Source organism: Pseudoalteromonas sp. P80D2 (assembly GCF_036680945.1).
In the GTDB taxonomy this organism is placed as follows: Bacteria; Pseudomonadota; Gammaproteobacteria; order Enterobacterales; family Alteromonadaceae; genus Pseudoalteromonas; species Pseudoalteromonas shioyasakiensis.
The window spans coordinates 24,138-48,315 of record NZ_JAZDAR010000018.1 but is presented as its reverse complement, the minus strand read 5'-3'; the positions used below and the strand labels follow the sequence as shown (position 1 = coordinate 48,315).

21 protein-coding genes are annotated in these 24,178 nt (G+C 42.3%); 15 read left to right on the top strand and 6 right to left on the bottom strand.

Features of this window, described 5'->3' with window-relative positions; genetic code table 11:
• The first annotated feature begins 193 nt into the window (after positions 1–193).
• Positions 194–1,294, top strand: a complete 1,101-nt coding sequence (locus VRK28_RS02225) for a GGDEF domain-containing protein (RefSeq protein WP_240701471.1) — start codon at positions 194–196, stop codon at positions 1,292–1,294.
• Here VRK28_RS02225 and VRK28_RS02220 read toward each other — a convergent pair.
• Positions 1,287–3,569: a penicillin acylase family protein gene (locus VRK28_RS02220; RefSeq protein ID WP_332393195.1), complete on the bottom strand. Its 2,283-nt coding sequence runs from the start codon at positions 3,567–3,569 to the stop codon at positions 1,287–1,289. The genes VRK28_RS02225 and VRK28_RS02220 overlap by 8 nt on opposite strands.
• Before the next feature lie 165 nt (positions 3,570–3,734).
• Here VRK28_RS02220 and VRK28_RS02215 point away from each other — a divergent pair, with 165 nt between their 5' ends.
• The 6 genes from VRK28_RS02215 (at position 3,735) to folX (ending at position 10,549) form a co-directional block, all read left to right on the top strand.
• Positions 3,735–7,100: an ATP-binding protein gene (locus tag VRK28_RS02215; protein ID WP_332393194.1), complete on the top strand. Its 3,366-nt coding sequence runs from the start codon at positions 3,735–3,737 to the stop codon at positions 7,098–7,100.
• 15 nt (positions 7,101–7,115) lie between these two features.
• The gene (locus VRK28_RS02210; protein ID WP_062566253.1) at positions 7,116–7,742 is read left to right on the top strand and encodes a YceH family protein; all 627 of its coding nucleotides are present in this window, start codon (positions 7,116–7,118) and stop codon (positions 7,740–7,742) included.
• A 67-nt stretch (positions 7,743–7,809) separates the two neighbouring features.
• The gene (gene nadE, locus VRK28_RS02205) at positions 7,810–8,646 is read left to right on the top strand and encodes an ammonia-dependent NAD(+) synthetase (protein ID WP_054563697.1); all 837 of its coding nucleotides are present in this window, start codon (positions 7,810–7,812) and stop codon (positions 8,644–8,646) included.
• 248 nt (positions 8,647–8,894) lie between these two features.
• A complete protein-coding gene (gene folM, locus VRK28_RS02200; RefSeq protein ID WP_332393193.1) occupies positions 8,895–9,614 on the top strand; it encodes a dihydromonapterin reductase in 720 nt (239 codons plus the stop codon).
• Between the two features lie 18 nt (positions 9,615–9,632).
• Entirely contained in the window at positions 9,633–10,187 is a 555-nt protein-coding gene (gene folE / locus VRK28_RS02195) for a GTP cyclohydrolase I FolE (protein ID WP_055199245.1), read from the top strand.
• Between the two features lie 2 nt (positions 10,188–10,189).
• On the top strand, positions 10,190–10,549 hold the full coding sequence (folX, locus tag VRK28_RS02190) for a dihydroneopterin triphosphate 2'-epimerase (RefSeq protein ID WP_063700626.1): 360 nt from the start codon (positions 10,190–10,192) through the stop codon (positions 10,547–10,549).
• On the opposite strand, the gene VRK28_RS02185 is transcribed toward folX, so the two are convergent.
• Both VRK28_RS02185 and VRK28_RS02180 read right to left on the bottom strand, forming a co-directional pair.
• Complete coding sequence (locus VRK28_RS02185; RefSeq protein WP_332393192.1) at positions 10,546–10,980, bottom strand: YqaA family protein; 435 nt, start codon at positions 10,978–10,980, stop codon at positions 10,546–10,548. The genes folX and VRK28_RS02185 overlap by 4 nt on opposite strands.
• 57 nt (positions 10,981–11,037) lie before the next feature.
• Entirely contained in the window at positions 11,038–11,409 is a 372-nt protein-coding gene (locus VRK28_RS02180) for a DUF4870 domain-containing protein (RefSeq protein WP_054563699.1), read from the bottom strand.
• Positions 11,410–11,614: 205 nt separating this feature from the next.
• On the opposite strand from VRK28_RS02180, the gene VRK28_RS02175 reads away from it, so the two are divergent.
• The 4 genes from VRK28_RS02175 to VRK28_RS02160 are packed head-to-tail and all read left to right on the top strand — an operon-like array spanning position 11,615 to position 15,314.
• Complete coding sequence (locus VRK28_RS02175) at positions 11,615–12,316, top strand: spondin domain-containing protein (RefSeq protein WP_332393191.1); 702 nt, start codon at positions 11,615–11,617, stop codon at positions 12,314–12,316.
• A gap of 9 nt (positions 12,317–12,325) precedes the next feature.
• Positions 12,326–13,054: a spondin domain-containing protein gene (locus VRK28_RS02170; RefSeq protein ID WP_332393190.1), complete on the top strand. Its 729-nt coding sequence runs from the start codon at positions 12,326–12,328 to the stop codon at positions 13,052–13,054.
• A gap of 59 nt (positions 13,055–13,113) precedes the next feature.
• Positions 13,114–13,839, top strand: coding sequence for a response regulator transcription factor (locus tag VRK28_RS02165; RefSeq protein WP_130166500.1), 726 nt, complete (start codon positions 13,114–13,116; stop codon positions 13,837–13,839).
• Positions 13,839–15,314, top strand: a complete 1,476-nt coding sequence (locus tag VRK28_RS02160; protein WP_332393189.1) for a sensor histidine kinase — start codon at positions 13,839–13,841, stop codon at positions 15,312–15,314. Before VRK28_RS02165 ends, VRK28_RS02160 begins: the two co-directional genes overlap by 1 nt.
• A 21-nt stretch (positions 15,315–15,335) precedes the next feature.
• Here the strand turns inward: VRK28_RS02160 and VRK28_RS02155 are convergent, their stop codons facing one another.
• Entirely contained in the window at positions 15,336–17,501 is a 2,166-nt protein-coding gene (locus VRK28_RS02155; protein WP_332393188.1) for a S9 family peptidase, read from the bottom strand.
• A gap of 129 nt (positions 17,502–17,630) precedes the next feature.
• Entirely contained in the window at positions 17,631–21,032 is a 3,402-nt protein-coding gene (locus tag VRK28_RS02150; protein WP_332393187.1) for a S8 family serine peptidase, read from the bottom strand.
• A 244-nt stretch (positions 21,033–21,276) separates the two neighbouring features.
• Between VRK28_RS02150 and VRK28_RS02145 the strand changes: the two genes are divergently transcribed.
• Entirely contained in the window at positions 21,277–21,747 is a 471-nt protein-coding gene (locus VRK28_RS02145) for a DUF2721 domain-containing protein (RefSeq protein WP_054554628.1), read from the top strand.
• A 103-nt stretch (positions 21,748–21,850) separates the two neighbouring features.
• Positions 21,851–22,303, top strand: coding sequence for a c-type cytochrome (locus tag VRK28_RS02140; RefSeq protein ID WP_058585373.1), 453 nt, complete (start codon positions 21,851–21,853; stop codon positions 22,301–22,303).
• Between the two features lie 62 nt (positions 22,304–22,365).
• On the opposite strand, the gene VRK28_RS02135 is transcribed toward VRK28_RS02140, so the two are convergent.
• Entirely contained in the window at positions 22,366–23,016 is a 651-nt protein-coding gene (locus VRK28_RS02135) for a cytochrome b/b6 domain-containing protein (RefSeq protein WP_062566261.1), read from the bottom strand.
• A gap of 151 nt (positions 23,017–23,167) precedes the next feature.
• Between VRK28_RS02135 and VRK28_RS02130 the strand changes: the two genes are divergently transcribed.
• Together VRK28_RS02130 and VRK28_RS02125 are read left to right on the top strand one after the other, a co-directional pair.
• Positions 23,168–23,875, top strand: a complete 708-nt coding sequence (locus VRK28_RS02130; protein WP_062566285.1) for an AzlC family ABC transporter permease — start codon at positions 23,168–23,170, stop codon at positions 23,873–23,875.
• Positions 23,872–24,171 carry an AzlD domain-containing protein gene (locus VRK28_RS02125; protein WP_058585371.1) on the top strand — a complete coding sequence of 100 codons (300 nt, stop codon included), beginning with the start codon at positions 23,872–23,874 and terminating at the stop codon, positions 24,169–24,171. The genes VRK28_RS02130 and VRK28_RS02125 overlap by 4 nt, the downstream gene beginning before the upstream one ends.
• Positions 24,172–24,178 lie beyond the last annotated feature (7 nt).

Here is a 24,178-nt window from a genome sequence, read left to right as displayed (position 1 = left end):
TTTAACTAGAGTGGCATCAAATGCCCACTCTGCCAAGCCCCAAGCTTAACAAACATGATGTGAACAAACGCTTAGCTTCATTCATAAACATCAGTGACATGCGTTTACAAAGCAAAAGCGAGCAATTATAAACCTGCATTGCTCAACTTTTCATCTATAATTACGCTACTCTCCATGTGTATTTGAGGTTGGATTGATCAAACACTTACTAAAACAATCAAAGCAATCTGGCTTAGAAGAGATTGAACACGTTAAATTTCTGATTATTTCTAAAATCGCCTATTTCGCGTTGATTGTTCATGTCTTGCTGATCCCCGTATTTGCTCACATAGGGGCAAATACGCTTGCTTTAGTTAATATCTTGAGTGTGCTTGCTTGGGCAAGCGGCATCTTTTTAATTAAACAAGGGCTGACTTCGCTTGCTCTTAGAGTATTTTGTCTTGAAGTAATTATTCATGCAGTGATTGTCTGCGCCACCCTTGGCTTAGGCGCAGGGTTCCAGTTTTACCTATGGACTGTATCTTGTATTTTAATGATCGATTATCAATTAACCTTTAAGCGTGCAGCTTTATATAGCTTAGTGATGATTGCGATATTCGCCCTGCTATATGTATTTTTTTCAGATGTTCAGTACGGCTTTGCTTACCCAGAGTTACTACCACATGTAAATGTAATCAATATTATTATTGCCGGTTTACCTATGGTCTATGGCATGGGTCTAATCAGAGAAATCACTTTGTCACAACGGGTTGAGTTAACAGAAATGGCAGCCCGAGATCCACTCACTAAGCTCTACAACCGCCGTTTTGCAAAAAAATTAATCACTGCTGCACATCAAAAGAGCATAGAGCTTGAGAGCAGTCTTTGTATTGTTATGGCAGACATCGATAAGTTTAAAAGTATTAACGACAATTATGGCCATGAAAAAGGTGATACGGTGCTCGTTAATGTTGCAAGGCTAATTCGCCAATTTATTGATGATGAAGATATAGCGGTACGCTGGGGTGGTGAAGAATTTTTAATTTTATTAACTAATACAGATGCAAAGCAGGCCTTTACAAAAATTGAAACCTTACGTTTAAGAATTGCCGAACTAGAGGCGCATCATGAATTCCCCGATCTCAATGTCACTATGAGTTTTGGGCTTATTGAATGGCAACCGCTCGCTTCAATAGAAAAAATGCTACAACACGCTGATGAAGCGCTGTATAAAAGCAAGCACGCAGGACGCAACCAAACTACCATTGCTAAAGGTCAACGCCCTGCTTTCAAAGATACTGATGCGGTTAATTAACCGCATCGATAGTGATACTGTGGGCAATCTCTTGTGGCAATAATGGCGTTAAACCATTACTAACATAATCGTTAAACCCGGCACGATAAAATTCTGACAATGGATGCCCCGATTGCCCACCCGGAATAGCCATTATCGCTTTATCTAAGTGCCCAGGTTGAACAATAAAGCGCTGTGAAGCACCAAAGCTACGTCCTTGCACCGAAGGCATAAAAGTATCACCAAACCCAGGCTCCGTAGGCATATTCAATAAGCTTTTCAGTGCAGGTATTTGCTTGGCAAATGGGTGCTCAATCACTAATTCGTTAACCTTGCCCCACTCCCAGCTATGCGGGTTGTTACCGTATTGATCGGTTAGTTTAGTGATAACGCGGTCAAAGGCTCCTATCATTTGTTGTTGCCAGTTTGCATACTCAGGGTTTAACCATGCCTGAGGCTGCGCTTCGATAAGTTGCCAAACAGCAGGTTCTAAGTCTCGTTTTACTGGTTTTAAGCTACTATCGAGAGCTTTTAGCTTATTCTCTAACGGGCTAAATAAGCCGTTAATCACTTCACTGCGGTAGCGCTTTACTAAGGTGTAGCCAATTGAGTCGCTACAAGCACACGCCTGCCAATTATTTAGCTCTTTTAAATACAGCGCGTATTTATCGCCTGCGTTGCTAAGCTGTTTGACCAGCAGTTTATGCCAAGCCGTTAAGAAACGCGCTTCGTTATCATGTTGTAAGTCATAAAAATCTTGTTCGTTGAACTGTTGTTTTTCAAATAAGCGGTCGCGAATTTGTGCCGAGCGAGCCCCCATTGCATAACCACCATTACCAAAGCGCTGGTCATCCTCTGCGGAAACAACTCGTGAGTTGCCCGTCCATAAACGGCCACTTTCTGGGTTTTTAACAAATGGACGCTGGGTTTCGTTTTCGTGCCACTGTGCAGGATACGCTTGCTCAGCCACAGATAATTGATGGGGCTCTTTACGGGCAGGCACGGCTCCCATATTCTTCCAAGCTGCATTACCTTTATCATCAACAACCATCAGATTTTGTACAGGAATACCCACCTCAGCAGCAAGCGCTAGTGCATCATCAACCGTGTTTGCTTGCTCAAGCTTAAGTAACTCCATATCAACCGCATACTCATGGTGGGCAACCCAACTTAGCGCATAAGATTTGCCATTAATTTCTTTAACTGGGCCATACTCGCTCATGGTTAAAGCGTAATTTTCGCTGTTACCGTCATTGAGTAAAATAGGTTCATCTATCTGCCAGGTTTTCTCTTTGCTCTCAAGGGCTATCCAATCGGCTGTATCTAAATAACCATTGGTGAATCCCCAAGCTATTTTATTATTGGTACCAACAACAATGGCAGGAGCCCCTGGTAATGACACACCGGTGATTTGTTGCATTTCGCCATTGAGAGGGTAATTAAGCTGGGCACGGTACCAAATGATTGGCACAGCAAACGATAAATGCATATCGTCAGACAGCATTGCAGCACCTGTTTCAGTTAACTGCCCAGTAACCGCCCAGTTATTACTGCCAAGTTCCTTTCGGTCTGCAATGTCAGTCATAGCCCATTGAGGGTCTTTGAGATTAGGAATACTGCCGTCATAAGGTGCTAATTGGCTGTTGTCGAGTGCCGCTTGATAAAGGCTAGGCTGAGTAATAAAGTCTACCATCGCCTTACCATATAAATCTTCGATTTCGATCAGTGTTTTGTCGCGCTCAAAGGTGGCTGTTTGTAAATCTAAATACATACTAAAAATGATTAGTAAGCTGTCTTCGCTTTGCCAAGGTTTTGCTTCAGCGCCTGTGAGTAAATATTCAAAGCTATCGAAACCCACTTGCGCATGGCCTTCATTAACCCCATTCGCGTAGGCTTTTAATAGCGCTTTATCTTTAGCAGGTAACTGCTCGACAGCAATCTGACTGCGTTTACGTAACTGATGAAAGCGCATTTTTTTATCAAGCCCAACGGCAGCTTTACCAAATAACTCACTAAGCTCACCTGCAGCATTACGGCGCAGTAAATCCATTTGAAAGAATCGGTCCTGACCATGAGCAAAACCAAGCGCATAGGCTGCATCTAATCGGTTTTCGGCATGAATAACAGCCTGTCCTAAGGTATCTCGCTCAATCTTAACTGATTGCGAAATAGCGTCGCTTTTACCGCGACCATCAAGTGCCGGTAAACTTAAGTTTAATACGCCATAAACAAGCCCCGTTGCGAGTAACACCACAACGAACAAACCTATTAGTAACCATTTGATTATCTTAAACATGCCAATTATCCTTGCGCTAAAGTAACACTATATTAACCTGAGTTTTGTGAAAGAATAGTGTTGCGATACAAATAATTGAAATTAGGTTTATAGATTTGCTGTTCATTGTTAATTACCACAGAAATTGTCTATAGTAGGTAAATAGTATAAAACCTGATATTTCTCATGCCGCTAGCGACCGAAACAGATAATAAAAAACTACAAAAACTGAAGCTAGCCTTCTGGTTTTCACTTGCCTGTATCATCGTGATTGGTCTTGTAATCGACCAAATTAATTACAGCCGCGAGAAAGATGCTTTTCGTGCACAGGAGCTGGCAAAAGTAAGTGCCTATCGTGCAGAGCTCGAAGCCACCTTAATATCTAACATTCAACTTGTACGCGGCTTGGCGGTTGCCGTTGCGGCTGAACCCAATTTAGACCAAGCCCGCTTCACGCAAATTGCCAGCCCCCTATTTTCAACGTCTTCAGAGCTTAGGAACATCGGCGCAGCACCGGATATGGTTATTCAGATGACTTATCCTCTTGTGGGTAATGAGAAATCTATTGGGCTCAACTTTTTAGAAAACCCAGCGCAGCGTGACGACGCAATTAGAGCACGGGATGAAAACCGTATTGTTATGGCCGGCCCATTAGAGTTGGTGCAAGGTGGTCAAGCATTGATAGCAAGAATGCCCGTATTCACTCCACCAGAGCTCACTTTTTGGGGGTTACTCTCTGTTGTCCTCGATATAGATAAAATCTATACAAACTCGGGGTTAATCGCACTGAGTCAGCATTATGATGTTGCCCTGCAAGGCAGAAATGGCCTTGGTGCTAAAGGTGATTTTTTCTACGGTTCACAAGACGTGCTCAATACCAACCCTTTGAGCTTTAGAATTAACTTTCCAGGTGGTGAGTGGCAGATGTACGCCACACCAAAATCTGGATGGCAGCCACCAAGTTCTGCTATTTGGCCGCTTAGACTGGCCATTATTCTATTTTGTATTTTATTTGCTGGCGCCTCTGTATTCTTTTTACGCATGGTCGAAAGACAGTACAAAAGCGAACGTATGTTAGAAACTATGAGTAGTCTTGCTAAAGTCGGCGCTTGGTCTTTTAATCTAGAGACAAGAACCGTCTATTGGTCTGATATGACCAAGCAAATTTTTAAGTTTCCTCTTAATGTACAGCCAGAGTGGCCTGCTAACTTTACACTTTTTAAGGCTGGTGAAAGCCGGGATAAAATTCGTCGCCTTAACGAGCGTGCAATCAAGTATGGTGAGAGTTTTGAGACTCAAGTGCAAATCATAACTGCTGAAGGTGATGAAGTTTGGGTGCTGCTACATGGTGAAGCCGAGCATAAAAATGGCCGTTGTATAAAACTTTTTGGTTCACTACAAAATATTGATACCCGTAAGCGAGATGAGCTAGAAAACAACAAAATAGCCTTACATAATGAGATTTTAGCCTCTCTTACCGTTAATGATGCGGTACTGACGGGTAACCTTAACTTATCTAAACATGTTATTGTGCAAGCAATTTGTCACGCTTTTGATATTGATCGCGCTAGTATTTGGCTATTTAGTGACGATCGCCAATCGCTCAATACCTTTGCTATTCACGACCAAAGTCAGCCTGAATTTAGTGAGCCGATTTCACTCCAGCAGTTTGAATTTCAAAATTATTTTGATGCTATTAACAATCACGCTGTAATTAATGCCAGTGATGCACAGCAACATCCACTGACTAGTGACCTACGTAGCAACTATCTTGATTGGTTTAATATACGCTCAATGCTGACTGTGATAATCCCCACAGGTAGCAAAACAATGGGGGTTGTGTGCGCCGAAAAATGTCATAACCGCAGACATTGGAGTAAAAATGAAGAAAGCTTTTTAATCGCAGTTGCGGCACTCATTGGTAGTTTACACGCAAGTCAGCGCCGTATAGAGACCGAACAACAACTCGTTCAAGCAAAAGAAGCTGCTGAACAAGCAGTAAAAGCCAAAAGTGAATTTTTAGCAAGCATGAGTCATGAGATCCGCACCCCTATGAATGGCGTGATCGGGATGCTCAATATCATCAAACAAACCAAACTAGACACCCAGCAAAACCACCATATAGATTTGGCGCAATCATCGGCTGAATCACTATTGCATATCATTAACGATATTTTAGATTTCTCTAAAATTGAGGCCGGTAAGCTCGATATTGAAAATGTTAGCTTTAATGTATCAAAACTACTTGGCGATACTATCGAATCGTTTGCCATTAAAGCAGAACAAAACAATACCAAGTTGCTGCTAGATACCACACACCTTAATCACGGCTTTATCATTAGCGACCCAAACCGGATTAGGCAAATTATCAATAACCTAGTTAGCAATGCGGTTAAATTCACAAAAGATGGTGAGATTATCGTCATCGCCAAACTCGAAACAAACAACGAAGAATTGTTCTTGAACTGCTCTGTTATTGATTCGGGTGTAGGTATCAAGCCCGAAAAGCAAGCCACTTTATTTGACTCATTCACGCAAGCGGATGCATCAACTACACGCCAATACGGCGGTACAGGGCTTGGCCTTGCAATAGTAAAACAGCTGTGTCAGTTAATGGATGGTGATGTCAGTGTGGTTAGTTCGTACGGGGAAGGCAGCACCTTTAATTTTACTGTAAAAGTTAAACGTGATCATACAAAGCAAGCGCCAGAGCCAAGCCACATTATAGATAAAAAGCATATTTTAATTGCTGATAATTGTAAGCTCAGTAGCAATATTGCCAAAAAACAATTGCAGCTATGGGGAGCAGAGGTCGAGACCTATAGTGATATGCCAAGCTTACTCAATCGTGCTGCAATGCCAACCGATAATGGCTGCGATGCAATTTTAGTGGATTATCTTTTTTATAGCAGCGCAACAAAAGAGCACCAACAATCATTCTTAAAATACTTTAATGCCACCAGCTGTAAACGGATTTTGATGGCCCCAATGAGTCTTACTGAAAAACAAACGAGACAAACATTAAAAGTTGAGAGTATTATCTTTAAACCATTAACGCAGTCTGATTTATTTAATTCTCTGGCAAACGACAAGTACATTGAACAGCAGCAGGTTAATAAAGAAACCTTAATAACTAAGGTCGTGACCAGTAGCGATAGCGCTGAATCGCAAGTCTTACTGGTTGAAGATAATAAAGTGAATCAGATGGTGGCAGGTTCGTTGCTAAAACAAGCAGGCATTAGTTTTGATATCGCTGAAAATGGCCTTGAAGCGATTGCAAAGCTTTCAAGCCGCGAGCAAAGCCCCTACCAATTAGTGTTAATGGATTGCCAAATGCCAGAAATGGATGGTTACCAAGCAACGCGAGCCATTCGGGCAGGTGAAGCAGGCGCAGCTCATCAGGGGGTTAATATCGTCGCACTCACTGCAAATGCGATGCAAGGTGACAAAGAACGTTGTTTAAACGCAGGTATGAACGACTATGTCACCAAACCCCTTAAATTTGACTCGCTCAATAAAAAGTTAACAGTGTGGCTAAGCACTGAAGAATAAAAAGAGAGTAAAACCATGCAATTATCATCAATTCAACAACGTGTTATTGGCTGTTTACTCGAAAAGCAAAGTACAACACCCGAACATTACCCGTTATCTTTAAATTCACTGACTAATGCATGTAATCAAAAGTCGAACCGTGAACCTGTATTGTCTTTAACTGAAGCGCAAGTACAAGATACCCTCGATGAGCTTATTGCATCACGCTTAGTGACGGTTGATGAAGGGCTGTCAGGGCGTGTAAATAAATATGCTCACCGCTTTTGTAATACCGAATTTGGCAGTTTGCAGTTTACTGAGCAGCAACGCGCCATTATTTGTTTGTTACTGTTACGTGGCCCGCAAACACCAGGCGAGTTGAGAACACGCAGCAACCGCCTCGCTGAGTTCAGTAACGTCAATGAAGTCGAAGCCGCATTAAACGCACTCATTGCACAAGAACATGTGGCACGCTTAGCACGAGAGCCCGGCAAACGAGAGAGCCGCTACATGCACTTATTTGTTGACCCAGACAGCATTACTGAGGACATGGCTGCTAATGAGCCAATGCAGGATAATAGTAGTGAAGTGCAGCAATTACGAAGCGAAATCGAAGAACTTAAGCAACAAATTAACGCAATAAAAGCGCATTTAGGTCTTTAATAAAAACCGCGCCCGTAACATAATGTACAAGACGCTGACAACCACAACGAAAAATAGGAGCTCTACCATGCGTGCCGACATTCTGGCGGAAATGAAAGTCCAACCAACTATTGATGTAAAAGCGGAAATCACCCGTCGTGTTAACTTTCTTAAAAGCCGACTTATTGCTGCGCACTCTCGCTCACTTGTATTAGGGATCAGTGGCGGTGTTGACTCATCAACCTGTGGCCGTTTATGCCAATTAGCGGTTGATGAATTAAATCAAGAACATAACACCAACGAATATCAATTTATTGCTGTGCGCTTACCTTACGGCGTACAAGCAGATGAAGACGAAGCACAACTAGCCGTAGATTTTATTCAACCTAGTAAACGTATGACGGTTAACATTAAAGCGGCTGTCGATGGCATGCATGAACAAGCAATGGCGGCAGTTGTTGGTGGTGGTGCTGAATTACCAGAGCAAGCTAAAATCGACTTTATCAAAGGCAATGTAAAAGCGCGCCAACGCATGGTTGCGCAGTATGAAATTGCCGGTTTCAGCCAAGGCTTAGTTGTTGGTACCGATCACAGTGCTGAAAACATCACTGGCTTCTACACAAAATTTGGTGACGGAGCATGTGACCTGGCACCTTTATTTGGCTTATCAAAGCGTCAAGTTCGTGCGCTTGCTGAGCACTTGGGAGCGCCAGCTGTCCTTGTACATAAAGCCCCAACGGCCGACTTAGAGTGTGATCGCCCAGGTCTAACTGACGAAGAAGCGCTTGGCCTCACTTACGATCAAATTGATGATTTCTTAGAAGGTAAAGAAGTCAGCAATGAAGTCGAAGAAAAGCTAACAGCAATTTACTTACGTACTCAACATAAGCGCCAAGCGATCCCAACGGTATACGACGAGCTTTAAAAACGGTTAAAACACTAAAAGGGCAATAATAATTGCCCTTTTTCCTTCCTCGTAAAGTCCCTTAGCAATATTCAAAAACTTCAATCACTCATTATCGGCCGCGCTAAATGATCTAGAGCGCTATGCTTGACGTAAAAGTTAGCAACATGATTGCAGTAAAGATGAAATAGTTCTGTAATTTGGTTTATAGTTGTTACAGTTAAATACATTACATTTCAAATCAAAAATCTAAGGTTTTATATTAGTTTATGTCATCGCCCATTTTAATTACTGGCGCAGGCCAACGTATTGGACTCGCTCTGGCCGAGCACTTTTTAGCGCAAGGGCAAGAAATCATAGTCACTTACCGTACCCGCCATGAAGCAATTGATGTGCTTGCAGGTAAAGGCGCTATTTGCATCCATGCTGATTTTAATAGTGACCAAGCTATCGGGCATTTTATCGAAGAATTAAAAACCCATACCAACCAGCTCAAGGCAATTATCCATAATGCGTCTAGCTGGGATTGCGAAGCAAATAACCACGACTACGCAGACCTATTCGATAACATGATGCGTATCCACGCCAAAGCGCCCTATTTAATTAATTTAGCAGCTTCTGATTTGTTACTGCATTATCAGCAAAACAGTGGTAAAGCCGCAGATATTATTCACTTAACCGATTACGTAGTTGAAAAAGGCAGCCCTAAGCACCTTGCTTATGCAGCAAGTAAAGCGGCGCTTGATAATTTAACCAAGTCGTTTGCCGCTAAATTTGCACCAGACATTAAAGTGAATGCTATCGCCCCTTCGTTAATTATTTTTAATGAACACGATAGCGCCGAATACAAAGCCAAAACATTAAAGAAATCGCTAATGGGCATTGAGCCCGGCTGCGCCGAGATTATTAACAGCGTAGAACTATTACTAAGCAGTCACTACATCACAGGTCGTTCTATGCCTGTTGATGGTGGCAGACATTTAAAATAACGAATTACTGAGAAAGCTATGCACGATGATTTAAAAAATAGTTACCAACAAATAATTACCGCAGTAGGTGAAGATCCTGCTCGTGAAGGATTACTCGACACACCAAAACGCGCAGCAAAAGCGATGGAGTATCTGACTAAAGGCTATCGTCAAACATTAGATGAAATCACCAACAATGCGGTATTCACTTCAGATGCCGATGACATGGTATTGATCCAAGACATTGAGCTTTACTCTATGTGTGAGCACCACTTGCTGCCATTTGTTGGCCGCTGCCATATCGCTTATATTCCTGATGGCAAAGTACTTGGTTTATCTAAGTTTGCGCGAATTGTTGACATGTTCGCACGTCGTTTTCAAATTCAAGAGCAATTAACCCATCAAATTGCTAAAGCAGTTGAAGAAGTAACTGGCGCGAAAGGTGTTGGCGTAATCGTTGAAGCAAAACACATGTGTATGATGATGCGCGGCGTTGAAAAGCAAAACTCAAGTATGCGTACATCGGTTATGTTAGGTAATTTCAGAGCCGATCCAAAAACCCGTAACGAGTTCTTACAACTAGTTAGAGGGTAATGATGGCCAACGCAATTATTAATGTCACTAACCTCAGGCTAAGAACATTTATTGGTTTTAACCCTGAGGAACGTGAGAAAAAACAAGATGTAGTGATTAATTTAGAAATTCATTACCCAGCTGATCAAGCTTGTGAAACTGACGCAGTCGATAAAGCACTAAACTACAAGACCATTACTAAAGAAGTGATCAGCCTTGTCGAAGAAGGCCACTTTTTGCTGTTAGAAAAACTGGTTGCTGAAATTTTAGCAATTTGCCACCAGCATCAAAGTGTTCACTATGCCAAAGTACGCGTCGATAAACCTCATGCGCTGCGCTTTGCAGATTCAGTATCGCTGACCCTTGATTGGCTAAAAGGTTAAAATAATTTATCAAGTCCAAGAGCAAAGGCAAGCACAGCTAAATAACGTGCGCCTTTGCCTAGGGTCACGAGTAACAAAAAGATTGAAAACTTAACCCTAAAAATTCCGCCAACAACCGTTAAAGGGTCGCCGATAATAGGCAGCCAAGCAAACAACAAACTGTAAACACCGTACTTATTAAATTGCTGTTCGGCTTTGTCTATCGAGTTTTGTGAAACAGGAAACCATTTACGGTCTTTAAATCGCATAACCTGCGTGCCCAGCCAATAATTCACACAACTCCCAAGCACATTGCCTACAGTTGCACTTAACCATAACAACCAAAGTAGATAGTCACCACTGGCTATCATAGCTGTCATTACTAATTCTGAAGAGCTAGGTAATAAGGTTGCGGAAATAAACGCGCTGAAAAATAACGATAAGTAGGCCATAAACATCACATAAAAAAGCTCAGCAAATGGCTGAGCTTTTAGTATATGGCAATTAGTTTACTTTATAAATTCTATCGCCATTGGATATTTAACTTCTTTACCATCGTTGGCTTTAATCGCCGATACGACCACCATAATCAATGAGAATAGCGCTACTAATGGCAGCAGGATGACTCCAACGACAACAAACATCAGCATAAAGCACACAATGTAAGCAATCATCATGGTTAATTGAAAGTTTAGTGATTTGCGGCCATGCTCAGCAACAAGTGGCATTTCTTCTTTTTTTACAAGCCAAACAATCAAGGGCCCAATCACCGAACCAAACGGGAAAAGCAAGCCAGCTAAGGCACTTAAGTGACAAAACATTGCCCATGTGCGCTGCTCTTTATCTGCCACAATTATTTCAACTTTTTGATTATCATCCATTTTAAATTCCTTGTTATGGGTCTGTTTGTATCTCTACTATAAACCGTAATGACCTTTTACCCTAGTTAAATTGGTTAAATTTAAAACTCTCAACCAGCAAAAAAGGCTGTAATCAACGTTGTGATAAAAATGTGATAACTTCGTGAGGGTTTCTGGATATTGCTATTCGATACTGGTTTTGAATCATCAAAAACAGGAATCTCACATGAAAGCTTTACCTTTAACTTTATTCGCTGCATGCGCAGTAACTAGCCTTGCAAGCCAAGCTGCTGAGCTTGATATAAAACTAACTAACCTCACGCAAGGTTTACACTTTACCCCTATTCTCATTACTGCCCATAACAGTGATGGCAAACTTTTCAGCGTTGCTATGCCTGCTTCTACAGCCCTACAGACTATGGCTGAAGGTGGCAATCTCGAGCCATTAATGACTGAAGCCACAGCCGCAAACAGCGACATGGTTGCCAACCCAGCTGAAGGTTTATTAGCCCCAGCAAGCTCAACGATGGCGAGCTTGTCCACCAAGGATGGCAATAACTACTTATCTCTAACAGCCATGCTACTGCCTACCAATGATGGCTTTGTAGGTTTAGATAGTTGGATGATCCCAACCGAAGCTGGTACCTACACTGTTTATCTCAATGCCTATGATGCAGGAACCGAAGCCAATGATGAGCTTATTGTTGAGGGTTCAGGAATGCCGGGCACGCCAGGCATTCCTGCCGCACCTGGTGGTAATGCGGGTATGAATGGCAGCGGCGTCACCAGTAACGAAACCAATATGATGGTGCATATTCATCCGGGTAATTTAGGTGACGACGATTTAGAAGCAGGTATGAGTGACCTCGATAACACCGTACACAGATGGTTAAACCCAGTTGCGATGCTAACAGTTACGGTTAAATAGGAGGTTATTATGCGCTTTTCAAAAAGCTTAATTATCCTCGCATTGAGTGCCGGCCTTGCGGCCTGTGGGGATTCAGATAAATCATCAGACAACATGGATGAAGCGCTGGAAGAAATGACAATGGAAATGGGTGAGATGGCAACAAATCATCAATTTATGGTGGAGGTAGTCAATCTCACCGCTGCTCAACCTTTCTCCCCTGTTGCTGTGATTGCTCACACCGATGGCATGCTTTGGAAAATTGGCGAGCCAGCATCTGAAGCACTTGAAATTGTGGCTGAAGGCGGCAATAACAGCGAGCTACTCGCAGCAGAAATGACAATGCAAGCAGCTTCAGCAGAAAGCCCATTACCACCAGGGGAGCAAGTCACGCTGACCCTGACAACGGGAGAGCTTGATTCATTAAAAATTAGCTTAGCGACCATGTTGGTGAATACAAATGATGCGTTTACCGGTCTTAATGCTATAGACGTGTCTTCGTTAGCGGTTAATGAGTCACTGTCTCGTACTAGTTTTGCCTATGATGCAGGCACCGAAGCTAACTCTGAAGCGCAAGGCACGATCCCAGGCCCTGCAGACTCAGGCGAAGGCTACAACGAAATACGTGACGATATTAACCGTGTTGCAATGCACCCAGGTGTGGTTAGTCAAGATGATGGCCTGACAAACTCAGTGCTCACCAGCCAGCATAAGTTTGATAACCCGGTTGCTCGGATCACGATAACGCGGACGCAATAATAATCGCACTCCTTACACAGAAGGTCATAAGGATGTGCCTCTGTGATTTGGAGTGAGCCATGCGCCAAGAAAAATTATTAATCGTCGAAGATGATAGAGCAATCCGCCAACTTATCAGCACACAATTGCACTGCCTAAACTTACATATTGATGAAGCCTCGAGCGCAGAAGCTGCAATAAAGAAGCTTGCCAGCTCAAGTTACGGCTTAGTACTGCTTGATATTAATCTGCCACAAATGGATGGCTTGAGCTTATGCCGCAAAATTAAAGAGCACTACCCAAGTATTGCCGTTATTTTACTGACCGCACTCAGTAGCGATATGGACAGAGTGATTGGTCTGGAAATGGGCGCTGATGACTATATTTGCAAACCTTTCTTCGCCAGAGAATTACAAGCACGAATAAAAACACAATTACGGCATAGGTCACAACTTATGGCAGCTCAATCACATCATGAAGATAGCGCTCAAGCGGCAATTCAACTTGGAGAACTACACATTGAATTTGCCAGCCACCAAGCATTTTTAGCTGACCAAGCAATTAACTTAACCGCCACCGAATTCGATTTACTGGTCTATTTTGCTAAACACCCAAACCATGTTTTTAGCCGCCAACAGTTACTTGACCAAGTATGGGGTTATCAACACAGCGGCTACGAGCATACGGTTAATTCCCATATAAACCGTTTACGCAGTAAGTTTGAGCAACATCACCCAGCCAACTTTATCGAAACAGTTTGGGGTGTAGGCTATAAACTAAACCCCGGTCAATTGAGTGCAAGCTAATGAAACCAATGACGCTATATCAAAAACTCGCTTGGTCATTGGTGCTTATTTTTAGCCTGTTGTGCGCACTCGTTTTAAATTGGAGTAAGCAATTAGAACAAAGCTCTGTTCATCATGCTCAGCAAAACTTGCACCTCCAACTAGCCGAGCATTTAGTGCACGACAACCCACTGATCCAGCAAGGTGTGTATGACTATAAGGCACTAGAAAACTTATTTCACACGCTGATGATACTTGGTCCGGCTTTTGAGTTTTATTTTGTAGACCCAGAAGGTCATTTACTGACTTATTCAGCCAAACCGGGGCAAGTCGTAAGGCAACAAATAAACTTAAGCCCAATACAGCAGCTACTCGACAACCCCACTGCCACGCCAATTTATGGTGACGATCCACGTAGCAAGGATGGCGTAAAAATTTTTTCGACCGCACCAGTTTATAATCAGCAACAACTGCAAGGCTATTTGTACGTGATAATTGGCGGGCAAGCTTACGATACAACCCTGAAAAACATTAAAGCCAATGATAACCTTTGGCTAGCCGCAATGTGGTTTGTAGCCGCCTTAGTTGCGCTCTTTATTGCGATGTTGCTGTTATTTCGGTTTTTCACCTTACCGCTCAAAAAACTCAATAAAGAGCTTAATAAAATAGAAGCGGCTAACTACAGCCTAACCAAAATGTCATTGGACTCTAGCTATACAGCTGATGATGAAATTGGCAATTTAAGCAAAGGCGTCAATGCCATGCTGGCGCGTATTGATGAGCAGTTTCAGTCATTACAGCACGCTGATAAGCAACGCCGAGAGTTACTCACTCATTTATCACACGATTTACGTACGCCGCTCTCTTCACTGCACGGCTTTCTAGAGGTGATCAATAAACCGGATAGCCACTTAAACGAGCCCGAGCAACGTCATTATCTCAACCTTGCAATGGATAACTGCCAGCAACTAAAACAGCTGATTGAACAAATTTTTGAGCTGGCTAATTTAGAGTGCGGCCAAGTGAAAATACAATCCGAGACCTTTAATTTGGGCGAGTTGATTTATGATTGTGTGGCAAAGCTTGCTCTAACAGCGCAATCAGCTGGGATTTCGCTCAAGGTTATTCCCGAAATTTGCGATTTTACCGTGACAGCAGATATTGCAAAATTAGAGCGGGTGCTTACAAACTTAATCGAAAATGCCATTCGGCACACCCCAAATGGCGGTGAAATAGCCGTTAAAGTTAGCCAGCAAAGTGATCAGTTATACGTGGCAGTGTCTGATACCGGGGTTGGTATTCATGAGGATGAACTCAATGCGATTTTCGAACCTCACTATCAGGCGCGTAATAGTATAAAACGAGGCTCAACAGGCTTGGGACTTGCTATTTGCAAGCAACTGCTCAACCTAATGGATAGTGAAATAAACGTAAAAAGTACCTTAGGAAAAGGCAGTGAATTTCGTTTTAATTTAGCGATGCAGGCATCCGCTTAATCACGGATGCCTGTGTTGTTATTATTTTTCGATACCCGCTAAATCGAGCATAAAGGCGTAATATAAAGCGGTATCTTGCAAGCTTTTAAAGCGCCCAGAAGCGCCGCCGTGCCCTGCTTCCATGTCGGTTTTGAACAGCAACAGGTTATCATCGGTTTTATATTCACGTAGCTTGGCAACCCATTTTGCAGGCTCAAAATACTGAACTTGAGAGTCGTGTAAGCCGGTGGTGACTAACATATTTGGGTAAGCCTGCTTCTTAACTTGGTCATACGGCGAATATGACAGCATGTAATCGTAATAGACTTTATCGTTCGGGTTGCCCCACTCGTCATACTCATTCGTTGTCAGTGGTAAGCTGGCATCTAACATGGTCGTGACTACATCAACAAAAGGCACTGCTGCAATCACCCCTTTATAAAGTTCAGGCGCTTGATTCACAACAGCCCCCATTAGTAAGCCACCTGCACTGCCACCCATGGCAAAAATATTATCCTTATCACCATACTTTTGAGCTGCTAATGATTTAGTCACATCAACAAAGTCATTAAAGCTGTTTTGTTTTTTCAGCAACTTGCCGTCTTCGTACCAAGGACGACCCAGCATTTGTGAGCCACGTATATGCGCAATCGCAAACACAAAACCACGATCAAGTAAGCTTAATCGAGAGCTAGAAAAGCTCGGATCCATGGTCGCACCATACGAACCATAACCATATTGCATAAGCGGATTAGAGCCGTCTTTTTTGAACATGTCTTTACGATAAACAAGGCTCACAGGAACATCGACACCATCTCGGGTGGTCACGTAAACTCGCTCAGAGGCATAATTGTCAGGATTAAAATCACCTAACACTTTACGCTGTTTAAGCAGGTTTTTTTCACCACTTTCTAGGTTGATATCGTAGCTGCTGCCTGGCGTCGTCATACTTGAATAGTAAACACGTAAGTTAGGGTTATCTAACTCACCATTACCATAACTAAAGACCATATAGGTTGGGTCATTAAACGCAACGACTTGCTCTTGTTGGTTACGAAGGTCACGAATAGTGATACGGGTTTGCCCTATTTCTCGCTCTTCGTATACTAAATGATTGTTAAATAACTCAATGCCTTCAAGCTTTACGTTATCACGACCAGCAATTAGCGTTTGCCAATTTGCTTTATCATGCGCTTTATCGCGATGCACTTTCATCAGTTGAAAGTTAACTGCATTTAAATTGGTAACGATGTAATACCAATCGCCTAACTTTTTGATGTCATATTCAAGCCCTGCTTCGCGTTCAATAAAACGTTTTGGCATTGCTTTGACATCATTTGCATCAATAACCGAGACGCCCGATGCACTGGTGCTGCCATGGCTAATATAGATTTCTTGTTGGTCTTTACTCTTGTAAATACCGGTGTAATAACTGGTATTTTTCTCTTCGTAAACGAGTTCGTCGTCGGCTTGCGGGGTGCCTAGCGTATGGCGATATACTTGGTAGCCTAACAGCGTTTGTAGGTCTTTTTTGATGTAGTAAAAGGTTTTGTTGTCATTAGCCCACACGACATCACCTTCTGTACCTTCAAGGCTTTCTGTGAGCATTTTACCTGTGGTTAAATCTTTTACTTTAATTGTGTAAATACGACGACTCACAGTGTCTTCACCATAAGCCAGCAAATTGCCATTTGGGCTGACAGCTAAACCTGTTACGGCAAAATAATCATGATTTTTAGCAAGCTCATTCACATTTAAGATAACCTGCTTACCTTCTCCTTGGCTATCTTTGCTGCGCACATAAACCGGATATTCGTCATCACCGCGCGTTTGTGAGAAATAGTAATATTCCCCTTTTTTTGTCGGTACCGTATCATCATCCTTCTCAATACGCCCTTTAAGTTCTTCGAACAGGGTGTTTTGTAGCGTTTGAGTATGCGCTAACTTACTTTCAACATACGCATTTTCAGCATTCAAATGAGCAATAACAGCGGCATCTTTGCGCTTATCATCACGCATCCAATAGTAGTTATCGACACGAGTGTCTCCATGAATGGTCATTTCATGAGGTATTTTTTTGGCGACGGGTGCTGCAATCTGAACTTGCTCTGTGATAACAGCTTTTTCTTTATTATCTGGGACTTTATTACACGCTGATAGAACAGCTAAAGAGAGTGCCGCTAGGCAAAGTGAATGGCCAACTTTCATGGGATTCCTGTTTTCGTTTTATTATTCTGTCTCCAATATAAGTAAAAAAACTGCAATATATAAGTAGCCTTTGTGAAGCAATGTAAAAAGGGAGCCGAAGCTCCCTTTTATCACTTACTTATCAAGTAATTACTTTTGCTTACGACGACGCATAAATGCGAACGGTGTAGCAAGTAATGTTAACCATGCTAGTGAACCTGAAGAAGATTTTTTCTTCTCTGGTTCTTCAACTACAACTGGTTGCTCAGACGCTTCATCAGCTAGGTTGTTAACTGTAACAGTTACCATAGCAGACTCTGAAACATTACCTGATCTGTCAGTTGCAACAACTTCTAGTTCAATTGATGTTAAACCAGCGTCATAATCAAGTACGTCTTGATTCATAACTACAACATCACCTGAAGATGTTACTGAAATAGCTGTTGAACTTGAGCTAATTACAATGAACTCTGTAACAGGGCTTGCTAAATCAGCACCATAAGTTGCTTCTAGCGTACCAATTACCGTACCATTTTCAGTGTTTTCATCAACAGAGAACTCAGTATCAACAATAACTGGTGGAGTATTCGAGTCTGATTCAGGTGTTGCAGCATACGCTTTAGAACCCGAGTCTGAAAGAATCATGAAGTCTTCACCTGCATTGTATAAAGTAGCTGAAGCACCTGGTTCAATTGAGCTAACAGCTTCACCAGCTTCATCTACAAACATTGCATATACATCACTTGATGCATCTGTGAATGTGTAAGTACCCATTGCAACATCACCTTCTTCAGTTGCAATTGGTGTCCATGTTTCTTCTTCTGTACGGAAACGAACATCTACAGTTGCTCGACCAATGTCATCGGCTGTTAGGCCAAATGCTTCAATACAGCTTTGCATTGTGAGGTGGTTGTTACCGATAATTTGGTAATAATTATCTAAGAAACCAGAAGCACTACCATAGCCGTGAGTAAAGGTAATTGCAGTGCCCGGCTCAACATCGTAGAACCACTCTAACTTACCATTTTGTACTGTAACATCGTAAACACCATCTTGGTCCATATCGAAGTCAGCCATGAAACCACCCACGTAAGAGTGAGTAATTCCCTCGTTTAGCACTAATGTAGTAAGTGTTACATAACCGCTTTCACAAATTTCAGCTGATACAGCAAATGTTTCGATTGATGCGCCTACTAAGTCAAAACGTTGGTCTTCATCAATATCATCAGTCATTACTGTAGGAGCAAATACAGGATCAAGTGCTACCGCACCTGTGTTTGTTACTTCATGTGCAACGCCGTTATCAGTCACAACTGGCATGAAGCTCATTGCCGCATTTGCTTTTGGTAATACGTGATAAACAAGGTGGAATGCTTCATCGCTGCCATCAGAGAAGATTAGCGCACCATCAAGCTCTAGGTTAGTTAAGTCAGCCGTAGCATCTTGAGAACCAATATTTTCCTCAGTTAAAGTCCACTCAGGTAGAGTTGCAGGATCAATTGTTGCTGTCACGTCAAATGACATTGTTTGACCTGCTGGCACTGTAATTGACTCTGGGTAGTCAAGTGAGAATGAACCACGCTCAACATCGTCTGCATAACGTTGTTCAAGAGAAAGTGTGTACACTTGGTCTTCGTTAGAGAAGTTCTTAACTTGAACTGTTTTAGTAAGCTCAACTGTTTCTGATGCGTTTACTAAACCAAACGAAAGCGCAGCTTGTTTGGTATCTGCAGCCCAAGCAGCAACCGGTAAGTTAGCCGCTTTGTTTACATCAACAAGACCCGCACCGATATAACTAATTGGTGCAAGCTCAGCGTCTGGGTTAATCGCTAACGGCTCCATAGTTACATTTAGGTTTGCCGTGTTCATTAATGTCGCTTTAATTTCAAACGCGTTACGCTCTGGCAGCGCTTCTTTTAATAAGCTCACCGCACCAGCAGTAATAGGACCCGAGAATGAAGTACCTGTTGCGCCAGTAAGACCATCACCAAGACCAGGATGAGCAGTCATGATGTTTACACCTGGTGCTGTAATCTCTGGTTTTAACAGCCCGCCCATTGAAGGACCACGCGATGTGAAATCAGCAATCGCGCCAGACATAACAAGACGCTCAACTGTTAGGTTAAACGTACCGCCCGCTTTTAGAGCTGTACCAGCTGCAAACGTTACGCCTACAGAAGGGATAGTAACAGTTGGATCTGAACCGCCCATAGGTGCTGGCGTGCCATCGTCATTATTGTTTGCAATAATAACAAACTTTGCGCCTTTAGCTTGTGCTGCTAATACTTTAACTGTAAATGCACATGCACCACGGTCTATGATAACGCCTTTACCTGTAAAATCTACGTCGTCAGCAAACGCTTCACAAGCCGTTTGATTTGCATCTGGGTACACAAGTTCCAAGTTTTCATTAGTGTAGCTAAATGCCATCTGTGGACCAAAGCTGGCTGGCTGCACAACAGCTTCTTCACCATTAACTGTACCACTACCAACTGATTCTTCACCGGTAGGGTGAGTCATCGCACCCACTGAAAGAGCGTTTTCAGTTGTACTTGGGCCACCTACGATGAATGGATAAGCACCATCATTACCAGCAGAGATAACAACGTTTGTACCAAGTTTAACTGCTTGGTTGATGAATAGGCCAACTGCATCGTTTGCAATATCACCGTAATCGCCACCAAGTGACATATTTACAACATCAACACGGTCGCTCATATCACCGTCACCATTCGGATCCATTGCACTTTCAAGAGCTAAAAGTTGTGCAAGGCCTGGACAGCCACTATTACATACAGAGTAAACAAATAAATCTACGTTTGGTGCAATACCGTTAACAGAGTGAGAAACGTGTGTACCGTGGTTTGTATCTACATCAATAGGATCGGCATCATCGTTAATGTAATCATAACCACCTAATACTTTACCTTGTGGCCAATCAACTGACGCAGGATCAGCAATAGCTGCCGCATAGGCTTCATCAGTCCCCGCACCACCAAAAGCGGTATGAGTGTAGTCAATACCTGTATCAAGCACAGCAACGCGAACACCTTCACCTGTTGCTAAACCATTAGATACCAAAGGAGTTGCTTCAATATAGTCAGCGCTGTCAGCAACATGCAATTCATAATCGTATACTGGGTAAATGCCCTCAACTTGAGAGTTCGATAGTAACTTAGCAACATCTTGCTTATTACCATTGACTACGATTGAGCTTACTAGTGTTGATGTTTTAGCGACAACTTGTACAGGCAAGTCCATACTATTGATTGCTTGCTCTACGCTTGCTTGCGCTACTTTTGCTTGCGCTTGAATTGACGCTACATCCGCGCCCATTGTTTTAGCATTAACTGATGCTGGAGCATTTAACTTAATTAACCAGCTTGTAGCTTCGCGATGAGCTTTTTGTTCTTTTTTAGTTACCGCGCTCGATTGGATTAATTTTTTGCCGGCAAGATTATATTTAGAAAAGTCATTGGCTTGTGCACTAGCGCACATTGCACTGGTTACAGCCAAAGCAACTGCAGTTCTTTTTATTAGATTTTTAGACATGGGTTCCCCTGGGATATGTTATGTTATCGTCTAAATAGTGATTGAAACAAAGTTTCAGAACCAATATAAAACGGAAACCCTAGCAAGAACAACATTTCTGTTACATAAGAATTACATTCAGCTAAAACAAAGAACACTGAGTTTAAGTAACATATTGTTTTAAAATGATTTAAAGATGCAAGCTAGAGTTGTAAATATTTGTAAATGAACAGTGTGTTGAGTTTTAGTAAATAGAGTATTGAAAATGAATTCAGAAGTAATCAACATTCTTACCATGGCAAAGGTGATTCAAACGGCTGTTGCACCCGTCTTTTTAATTACCGGTATTGCTGCAACGTTAGGCGTGCTTTCAAACCGCTTAGCGCGTATTACCGATCGAGCGAGACAGTTAGAACGTAAACTTAAAGTCAGTACGGATGAAGACTTCAATAAGTCATTAACAACGGAGCTAAGGGCACTGTTGAAACGCTCTCGCTGCATCCATATTGCATTTAGTCTAAGTGTACTCAGTGCCTTATTAGTATGTGCTGTGGTTATGTGTCTATTTTTATCGCATATTCAATCTATCAACTTGAGCGTGACAATTGCTAGCTGCTTTGTGGCTGCTATGGCGCTTTTGATATGTGGATTTTTATCTTTACTATGCGAGGTTTTCTTAGCAACAAGAAGCATGCGCCGCGGCATGATCTTCGCTGATATTGATATAAATGATTAAATTAAACTTAAGTTAAGATTAACCGCGATACACTTGAATATTATATTGAGCTAAGATAAAACTCAGTTAGTTTACTTTTATGACATCTTAAGGGGCAAAAGGAATGAAATTAAAACAATTAGTAGTGGGTGCAATGCTTTCAACAATGGCACTAGGCGCTTCAGCAAATTCTGTATTTGAAGAGCCAAGCGATGCAATCGAGTATCGTCAAGCAGCATTTTCAATGATCCGCGTACAAATTGGTGACATGGGCGATATGCTAAAAGGAAAAGTACCTTTTGATGCAGAACGTTTTCAAAAGCGTGCCGACAATGCAGCGGCATTATCTAAAATGCCTTGGGAAGCTTTCGTAGCGGGTTCTGACAAGGGTGATACATCTGCACTTGCAGCTGTATGGAGCGACAACGAAACCTTTATGAAAAAAGCAGTTGCTTTCCAACAATATGCTGATGAGCTAGCAGTAGCAGCACAAAGTGGCGATAAGAAAGTAATCGGCAAAGCATTTGGCGCTTGGGCTAAAGGCTGTAAAGATTGCCATAAGTCTTTCAAAGACTAGTCAAGTTATGATTTAAACTAAAAAGGCGCTTATTAGCGCCTTTTTTTCATGTTTTGAAGTTGCTACCCAAGCAAATAGCTGAGCGGCTCTGCACCCCAAGTCGTAAATAGCACCACTAAGCACACTGCAAAAATAACAAAAGCTATCAACGGTGATTTAGTGACAGGCTCAGTAACCGCAACTTGCTCACTATTACCCGTAAGCATAGGTTTCACTAAGTTTTTTCCTTTAATGCGGTAAATCACAATCGCTATTACATGCAACACAATGGCATACAACAAAATATCAAAGTTTAAATGATGTAACCAACCGGCAAACTCTACGGTATCTGAGGATACATGCTCGACGAGTGGACCATCCGTTAATATATCGTCACTAGTCATTAAGCCAGAGGTTAGCTGCACAATGAGTAACGCAAAAAAGGCTATCACCATATAACTACCCGCCGCGCCGTGACCCGCCTTATGTTCATTGCTTGTAAATGACTTAATTGCAGCAACAGGTGAGTGAATAAGCGCAGACAGCTTTGCCGTTTTACTACCAATAAGGCCCCAAACAAGACGTGTAATAATAAGCGCTAGAGTGAAGTAGCCTGCAGCAAAGTGCAGCTCCAACATACCTTCTTCAGCACTAAAATAGAGGGTTGCGATGGCCGCAACTAATAACCAATGGAAGCTTCTTATAAAGCCATCCCATACTTTAACTTTAGACATTGTAACTTTCCCTTTAAAGACGCTTATAACTTGCAGATATGAAATTTCAGCAATGGGTTCGGCTATACATTATTGCAAACTTCAGTTATTTTGACACACCTCTATTTCAGCTGTTTTGATCTGAGCCATAACAACAAACATGAGCGATAAGATGCATAAATCAACAATAAGAGCCTTGCTAAAAGGGTTTTTCGACATGCTCCCCTTATGTCTTGCGGTGTTACCTTGGGGGATTTTATGTGGCTCGTTAGCCGTTCAAAATGGCTTCAGTGCTTTAGAAACACAAGCTATGTCGTTGTTGGTATTTGCAGGATCAGCACAACTCGTTGCGATTGAATTAATGGCCGGCAATACCCCGCTTTTAACTATCTTATTTACCACTCTCATTATTAGCTCACGGCACTTTTTATATGGTTTAGCTATTCGCCACAAAGTCATAGATCAACCCTTTCGTTGGCGACTACCAGTGAGTTTTGTACTGACGGATGAGTTATTTGCTTTTTCGCACCATCGCAAAGCGTACCGCACAAAAGTGCGCCTTATTTATGCACTCAGTGCCGGTTTTAGTTTTTATATTGCTTGGAATATCTGGACCTTGCTAGGTATTGTCGCAGGAAGTCTCCTTCCCGATTTAACAAATCTTGGCCTTGATTTTGCCATCGCTGCCACGTTTATTGCTTTAGTTATTCCGGGTGTAAAGAACCTTGCAACACTGGCTACAGTGATCACCGCAGGCGTTGTTGCAACACTATTAAAAAGTCAGGGCTTTCAACTTTGGCTTGTCACCGCGGCTCTTATCGCTATGACGGTTGGTTATCTAATTAGTCGCTGGCAAGCAAAAGAGGAGCATACACAATGATGACCACCATTTTATTAATGGCGTGTATCACCTTCTTCACACGTTACTTATTTTTACACCGCGCATTACCGTTTAAAGTCGGCCCGAAAATGCAGCAATTCTTAAGTTTTAGCGCCCCTGCAGTACTCACCGCAATTTGGGTGCCCATTGTGTTTATTAATGACGAAGGGATAAATCTAGATTGGCAAAACCCTTACCTAAGTGCTGCTGTTGTGTCTGTTATCGTGGCCTATAAAACACATAACATATACTACACAACACTGGCAGGGATGGGATTGTTTATAATTTTAAGTTAGCTGCGAT

Coding starts and splice junctions, on each gene's coding strand:
- VRK28_RS02160 (WP_332393189.1), top strand. CDS start 13,839: ATGAAACCAATGACGCTATATCAAAAACTCGCTTGGTCATTGGTGCTT.
- VRK28_RS02170 (WP_332393190.1), top strand. CDS start 12,326: ATGCGCTTTTCAAAAAGCTTAATTATCCTCGCATTGAGTGCCGGCCTT.
- VRK28_RS02135 (WP_062566261.1), bottom strand. CDS start 23,016: ATGTCTAAAGTTAAAGTATGGGATGGCTTTATAAGAAGCTTCCATTGG.
- VRK28_RS02130 (WP_062566285.1), top strand. CDS start 23,168: ATGCATAAATCAACAATAAGAGCCTTGCTAAAAGGGTTTTTCGACATG.
- VRK28_RS02175 (WP_332393191.1), top strand. CDS start 11,615: ATGAAAGCTTTACCTTTAACTTTATTCGCTGCATGCGCAGTAACTAGC.
- VRK28_RS02165 (WP_130166500.1), top strand. CDS start 13,114: ATGCGCCAAGAAAAATTATTAATCGTCGAAGATGATAGAGCAATCCGC.
- VRK28_RS02125 (WP_058585371.1), top strand. CDS start 23,872: ATGATGACCACCATTTTATTAATGGCGTGTATCACCTTCTTCACACGT.
- VRK28_RS02185 (WP_332393192.1), bottom strand. CDS start 10,980: ATGGCCTACTTATCGTTATTTTTCAGCGCGTTTATTTCCGCAACCTTA.
- folE (WP_055199245.1), top strand. CDS start 9,633: ATGCACGATGATTTAAAAAATAGTTACCAACAAATAATTACCGCAGTA.
- VRK28_RS02215 (WP_332393194.1), top strand. CDS start 3,735: ATGCCGCTAGCGACCGAAACAGATAATAAAAAACTACAAAAACTGAAG.
- VRK28_RS02155 (WP_332393188.1), bottom strand. CDS start 17,501: ATGAAAGTTGGCCATTCACTTTGCCTAGCGGCACTCTCTTTAGCTGTT.
- VRK28_RS02145 (WP_054554628.1), top strand. CDS start 21,277: ATGAATTCAGAAGTAATCAACATTCTTACCATGGCAAAGGTGATTCAA.
- VRK28_RS02210 (WP_062566253.1), top strand. CDS start 7,116: ATGCAATTATCATCAATTCAACAACGTGTTATTGGCTGTTTACTCGAA.
- folM (WP_332393193.1), top strand. CDS start 8,895: ATGTCATCGCCCATTTTAATTACTGGCGCAGGCCAACGTATTGGACTC.
- VRK28_RS02180 (WP_054563699.1), bottom strand. CDS start 11,409: ATGGATGATAATCAAAAAGTTGAAATAATTGTGGCAGATAAAGAGCAG.
- VRK28_RS02150 (WP_332393187.1), bottom strand. CDS start 21,032: ATGTCTAAAAATCTAATAAAAAGAACTGCAGTTGCTTTGGCTGTAACC.
- VRK28_RS02140 (WP_058585373.1), top strand. CDS start 21,851: ATGAAATTAAAACAATTAGTAGTGGGTGCAATGCTTTCAACAATGGCA.
- folX (WP_063700626.1), top strand. CDS start 10,190: ATGGCCAACGCAATTATTAATGTCACTAACCTCAGGCTAAGAACATTT.
- VRK28_RS02220 (WP_332393195.1), bottom strand. CDS start 3,569: ATGTTTAAGATAATCAAATGGTTACTAATAGGTTTGTTCGTTGTGGTG.
- nadE (WP_054563697.1), top strand. CDS start 7,810: ATGCGTGCCGACATTCTGGCGGAAATGAAAGTCCAACCAACTATTGAT.